At 62.8% G+C, this 6170-nt stretch carries 2 protein-coding genes; both read right to left on the bottom strand.

Annotation, left to right across the window (positions count from 1 at the left end; all coding sequences use genetic code 11):
• Nucleotides 1–2927, bottom strand: a 2927-nt coding sequence (locus ACE3TQ_RS26610; protein ID WP_374586729.1) for a DUF4214 domain-containing protein, incomplete at its 3' end; no start/stop codon positions are given.
• Between the two features lie 15 nt (nucleotides 2928–2942).
• Nucleotides 2943–6029, bottom strand: a complete 3087-nt coding sequence (locus tag ACE3TQ_RS26615; protein WP_374586731.1) for a DUF4214 domain-containing protein — start codon at nucleotides 6027–6029, stop codon at nucleotides 2943–2945.
• Nucleotides 6030–6170: the final 141 nt, after the last annotated feature.

A 6170-nucleotide genomic window follows, 5' to 3' on the forward strand; every position in this document is an offset into this window, starting at 1 on the left:
TGCAGGGCGTACTCGTAGATCTTGGTCAGCATTTCCTTGTTGCTGACGTTGACGCCATACATCTTGGCGAACTCGGCCGACTTGGTGAACTCCAGCGCCACCGACTCCATCGTGGTGCCGTTATCCACCGCCTTCAGCCAGTAGCCGAGGCCGGCCTCGTCCGGCTTGCGGTTGAAGATGGCCTGGTACAGGCGGAACAGCTGGCCCGCCTTGCCGTCGATATCGAGCGCCTTGTCGCCGTCGGCGAAGTGCAGGCGCTCGACGCCGGTCACGCTAGCCAGGCCGGTGCTGCTGCCGACGCTGAAGCCGTTGGCCGTGGCGGTGATGCTGTGGTCGGCGCGCTTGCCAGCGAAGTTGACGGTGTCCAGACCGGCGCCGCCATCGATGGTGTCATCCCCGCCGTTGCCGGTGATGAGGTCGTTGCCGGCGCCGCCGCGCAGCACATTGTTGCCGGCGGTGCCGAACAACTTGTCGTTGCCGCTGCCGCCGTAGGCGTTCTCGAAAGTGCTGCCGTAGTTGACGGTGATCTGCCCGGCGCTGGTGATGCTGGCCCCCTTGCCGCCGACGTAATCCCAATGGCCGGCTTCCAGGTGCAAGGTGAGGTCCTTGCTTAAACCGCTGCCATCGATGGTATCGATGCCGGCACCATCCCACAGCATCTGCGAGGTCGTCTCGCTCAGCTTGTACGTGTCGTTGTCCTGGCGGATGGCGGTACTCGGGCCATACAGATACTGCAACGCTGCGATATGCAAGGCATCCAGGTTGCTGGACAGTGTCGTATCGCCGACCAGGCCAAGCACATGCATGAGGTTCTTGTTCAGTTCTGGCAGCATGCCGCGAATGCTGGCGCTGGCTGTCTTGCCGATGTAGAGGTCGGCGCCGTTGCTGCCCCAGGCCGTATACGCTGTTTTACCGGCCGGCAGCTCACCGGAATAATGGATTTCCAGCCCTGCGCTGCCGGGCGTGCTTTGCTTGTTCCACTTGATGCCGCTGACCGTCGCGACGTTCTTGAGCAGGCCCTCGACCAGCTCCTGGTCGGCCTGGCTCAGCGCCGTAGCGTTGTCGCTGGAAGGGAAACTGAAGCTTTGCACCTGGTCCGGGCCGAGATAAGCGCGCAGCTGTTCGCGCAGCGCCGCGGGATCGCGCGCGTGGATGAATTGCGCGATCCAGCTGGGCAGTGTGCTGGCGATCAGCTGCACTTCCGTGCTGGCCTTGGCACCCAAGGACGGCTCACCGCCGTTGCCACCGTCATTAAAGTTCCAGTCGATAATCACCTTGGCATGCTCCGCCAGTTCTGCCGTATTGCGGTAGGCAATACCGTGCAGCGCCTGGTTCACCAGCGCCTCCGTGGCGTCGGCGTTGAAGTCGATGCGCAGGGTGCCGGCGCCGGTCGTCACCTTGCCAATGACGATACCCGCGATCACGGCATTGCCATCGACGAAACTGAGCTTGCCGGTAGCCTCGAAAACATCGCTTTCGTTGGCGCCACCCTGGCGCTGCAACTGCAGGACCGCACCCAGGTAGGTGGCCGCCGCGAGTTCCTTGTCATGCAGTTCGATACCGGGGTTGAGCGCGGCGGCCGCGCGCCCCTCCATGTAGTCCATCGCGTTGCGGCTGCCGGGGGCGACGGTGCCGAATGTCTGGTCGGGTGTGCCATCCGCATTAAAGCCGTACATGATGTAGGGGTAGTTTCCTCCGGTCAAATAGCCGGAAAGACGGAGCTGGCCGTCCGGCGTTTCCAGCAGGCCGAGCGGGGTGGTACTGCGGGTGTCCAGTTGTGGCGCAAGTACGCTGCCATTGGTGCCGAAACTGGAATCCAGCGTGCCATTCGGGCGCAAGGCCAGCATGGCAAACTGGCTGCCCGTCTGCCTGTATCCGATCCACTGGTCGATGCTGCCACCAATGACGATGCTGCCGTCCTGACGCACGATGATGGAGCCGGCATGGTGTTCGTAAAAATTGCCGTTGCCGCTGGGCGCCGGGGAGAATGGGGCCAGGGGCGACAGTATGACTTTGCCGCCATTGCCGAACGTGGTATCCAGCGTGCCATCCGGGTTGATGCGGGTCACGCCGAAACTGGTTTCCGAGCTCAGGCGCGCCACGCTGGTCGCGCTGACGGTCACGATTTTCCCGTCCGGCTGGATGGCCATGGCGCTCACGCTGGCGGCGCTGCTGGGGTAGCTGAAGGTACAGTTGCCGCCGTTGCCAAACGAGGTATCCAGCGTGCCGTCGGCGTTGAAGCGGTAGACGACGGGCGTGTACGCGTAGCCGCCTGCATTGTGCGATCCGGCCGCCAGGATCTTGCCATCGCTTTGCAGGAGCACCTGGTTGAGCTTGACGTTGTCGTCCGGTATCTTGATCGACCCTTGGTTGCCAAAACTCAAATCGACATCCCCACGGGCCGTGAAGCGGCTCATGGCGATGAAGTTGTTCGGCTGGTCGGGCGAGCTGCTGGCGGATGAGGTGCCGACCACCAGGAATTTGCCGTCAGGCAGTGCCAGCATGCCGGCGGCACGGTCATGCTCACCGGGGTTGGCATTGACCCAGCCTTGCCCTTTCGCAAAAGTCTTGTCCAGGGTGTGGTCGGCGTTGATACGGTAGAGGAGGAAGCCTGATTTGTCGGGTGAACCGTTGGTGTACCAGCTGCCGCCGACGACGGCTTTGCCATCGGGCAGCATCTTGTAGCCTTCGCCGAACAGGTAGTGCGGCGCGCCGCCAGTCAGCAAACTCAGGTCTAAAGTCGGCCCGAACTCGACCTGCGAGTACAAGCTGCCATCAGGATTCAGCTGGACCAGCCCATGCGGGCCGAGTCCGAGCAGTCGCCCGTTGGGTTGAACCGTGAGAAACTCCACGGATGGCGTCGGTTGGCGCAGGTCGGTGGCGCCGGTATGGCCCGCGATGAAGGCGGGTGCGGTATTGGTTGGCATAGCTGGTGAGGTAGGTTAGCCGGAATAGGGGAGGTAATCGATGCCGTTCTGGATGGAACCGATCACTTGCGCATAGTTTTCTTTGCTTTCGCTGAAGCCGATCAGCACCGTGCCCAGGCTGGCTTTCTGCTGGTCGAGGACGTCGAGCCACCACGCAAAGCCATCGTTGTCCGGTTGGCGGTGCAAGGCATACTCGTAAATCCTGGTCAGCAAATCCTTGTTGCTGGTGCTGCTGCCATACATCCGGGCGAACTCGGCTGATCTGGTGAATTCCAGCGCCACCGACTCCATGCTGAGGCCGGCGTCCACCGCCTTCAGCCAGTAGCCCAGGCCAGCCTCGTCGGGCTTGCGGTTGAAGATGGCCTGGTACAGGCGGAACAGCTGCCCGGCATTGCCGTCGATGTCGAGGGCCTTGTCGCCGTCGGCGAAATGCAGGCGCTCGACACCGGTGACGGTATCGATGCTGTTCTTGCTGCTGACGGTATAGCCTTTGGGCGTGGCGCGCACCGCGTACTCGGCGCGCTTGCCGGCGAAGTTGACGAGATCCCGGCCGCTGCCGCCGTCAATGCTGTCGTCGCCGCCATAGCCGGTGATCACATCATTGCCGGCGCCGCCGCGCAGGATGTTGGCGCCGGTCGTGCCGAACAGCTGGTCGTTGCCGCTGCCGCCGGTGGCGTTCTCGAAAACGCTGCCGTAGTTGACGGTAATTTGCCCGGCGCCCGTGATGGCCGCACCCTTGCCGCCGATGTGGTCCCAGTGGCCGGCTTCCAGGTGCAGGACCAGGTCTTTGGCCAGTCCGCTACCGTCAATGGTGTCGATGCCGGCGCCGTCCCACAGCATGTGCGAGGCGAAGTCGTTCAGCCTGTAGCTGTCATTGCCGCTGCGCAGGGCGCTATTCGGGCCATACAGGTATTGCAGGGCGGCGATATGCAAAGCATCGGCATTGGTCGAAAGCGTGGTGTCGCCATCCAGGCCCAGCGTGCGCATCAGGAATTTGTTTATCTCTGGCAGCATGCCGCTGATCGTGGTGCCTGCCGGTTTGCCGATATACAGGGCGCCACTATTGTCCGCCAGCGCGGAAAAGGCGATCTTCCCGGCCGGGATTTCGGCGGAGGAATGAATCTCGAGCCGGGCGCGTCCCGCCTGGCTGTCCGGCGTCCACTTGATGCCACTCACCGTGGACATGCTGGCCAGCAGGCCATCCAGCATGTCCTTTTCCGCCTGCGACAGTGGCGCCGCGCCGCCATCGCTGATGTACGCAACGGTGACGGTTTGCTCGGGGCCGATGAAGTAGCGCAGATCGTCTTTCAATGCCAGCGAATCGCGGGAATTCAGCAACTGCTCGATCCAGGGCGCCACTTTGCCGGCGATCAGCTGTACCGTTGTGCTGGCCTTGGCGCCCAGGGCGTCGTTCGCGGAGCCGCCGTCGCTGAAAGTCCAGTCCAGCGTGACGGACGCGTCGCCCGCCAGGTCCGCGGTGTTGCGGTAAGCGATGTTGCGCAGCACCTGGTTCACCAGCGCCTCGGTGGCGTTGGCGTTGAATTCGATACGCAGCTTGCCGTCAGCCGATTGCACGCTGCCAAGCACGACGCCGGCATACGACACGTTGCCGCCAGCGAAGCTGAGTTTGCCCCTGGCTTCAAAGAGGTCGCTGGCATTGGCGGCGCCATGGCGCTGCAGTTCGAGGCTGGCGCCCTGGTAGTTGGTCGCGGCCAGTTCCCGGTCGTGCAGGATGATGGCCGAATTCAGGGCAACCGCGGCATGCCCTTCTTTGTACGAGACCGAATTGCTGCTGCCGCTGGCAACGGCGCCGATGGTCAGGTCGGGTGTGCCATCCGCGTTGAAGCTGTGCAGGGAGAGGTGTTCGTTGCCCAGCAAGCCGCCGGACAGGAACAGCCGGCCATCCGGCAATTCCACCAGGCCTTCGGGGTAGATGTGGCTGCCCTTGCGCGCCGGTGCGCTAACCCGCCCAGCGTTTCCGAATGTCGTGTCGATTTCGCCATTGGGGCGCAAGGCGGTCATCGCCAGTTCCGCGCCCCACCATTCCTTGGCTTTCCATAGATCGACGCTGCCACCGACGACGATGCTGCCGTCCTGGCGCACCAGGACCGAGGCGGCGGTGGTACTGGCCCAGTCGCCCTGGGCCAGTTCGGCAGCGGACAGCGGCGCGCCGGGGTACGCCAGTACCTTGCCCTCGACGCCGAAGGTGGCATCGAACGTGCCATCGGGATTGAGACGGGTCACGCCGATGTAATTGTGGCCAATGCTTGCACGGGTGGCGTCGGCAGTGCTGGCGGTGACGATCTTCCCATCGGGCTGGATGGCAATGGCTTTGATGCCCGACATGTAGGAGCCGAAGGTAAAGGAGACGCTGCCGGAGCTGCCAAACGATGCGTCGGGGGAGCCGTCGGGATTGAAGCGATAGACAAGCGCGTCGTAGTTAAAGGCCCCGGTATGCGAACCGGCTGCCAGGATCTTGCCGTCGCTTTGCACGGCGACACTGGAAATGCGGACATTCTTGTCGGCGATCCTGATCGTGCCGTTGTCGCCAAAACCGTGATCGACTTCGCCATCGGCGGTGAAGCGGCTCATGGCGATGAAGTTGTCCTGCTGGATTCCCGAGTGGCCGGGCGAGGAGGTGCCGATGACCACAAATTTCCCGTCGGGCATGGTCACCATGCCGGCCGCGTCGTCGTAGTCGCCGGGGTTGGTGCTGACCCAGCCCTGGCCCTTGGCAAAGGTTTTATCCAGGCTGCCGTCGCTGTTCAGGCGATAGAGCAGGTATCCCGTCTTTTTGTACTCGGGGTAGGTGTACCAGTCGCCGCCGATGACGACTTTGCCGTTGGGCAGGAGCTTGAATCCTTCCGGACTCAGCAGGTTGTACGCGCCATCCGTCAACGAAGCCAGGTCGGGCAGGTTGCTGATCTCGGAATGAAAAGTACCGTCTGCATTGAGAAAGGTAACGCCGCCGGGGCTGCTGCCGACCAGGCGGCCATCGGGCAAGACCTTAAGCTGATGGATCCCATACGAGTTCAGGAACTGCTCGGGCGTGCTGTTGCCGGTGCGGCCAGCGATAAGAGTTGGTGCGGTATTGGTTGTCATGGTCGGGAACGAAGTACTGGACGATCAGCCCTGGAATGCGAGATAGTCGATGCCGTGCTGCATGGAGCCGATCACCTGGGCGTAGTTTTCCTTGCTTTCGCTGAAGCCATACAGCACCGTGCCCAGGCTGGCCTTCTTGTT

The organism is Pseudoduganella sp. (genome assembly GCF_041914865.1).
Classification (GTDB): domain Bacteria; phylum Pseudomonadota; class Gammaproteobacteria; order Burkholderiales; family Burkholderiaceae_D; genus Rugamonas.

Bases quoted from the DNA above. Each gene is read 5' to 3' on its own strand.
- ACE3TQ_RS26615 (WP_374586731.1), bottom strand. From the start codon at position 6,029: ATGACAACCAATACCGCACCAACTCTTATCGCTGGCCGCACCGGCAAC.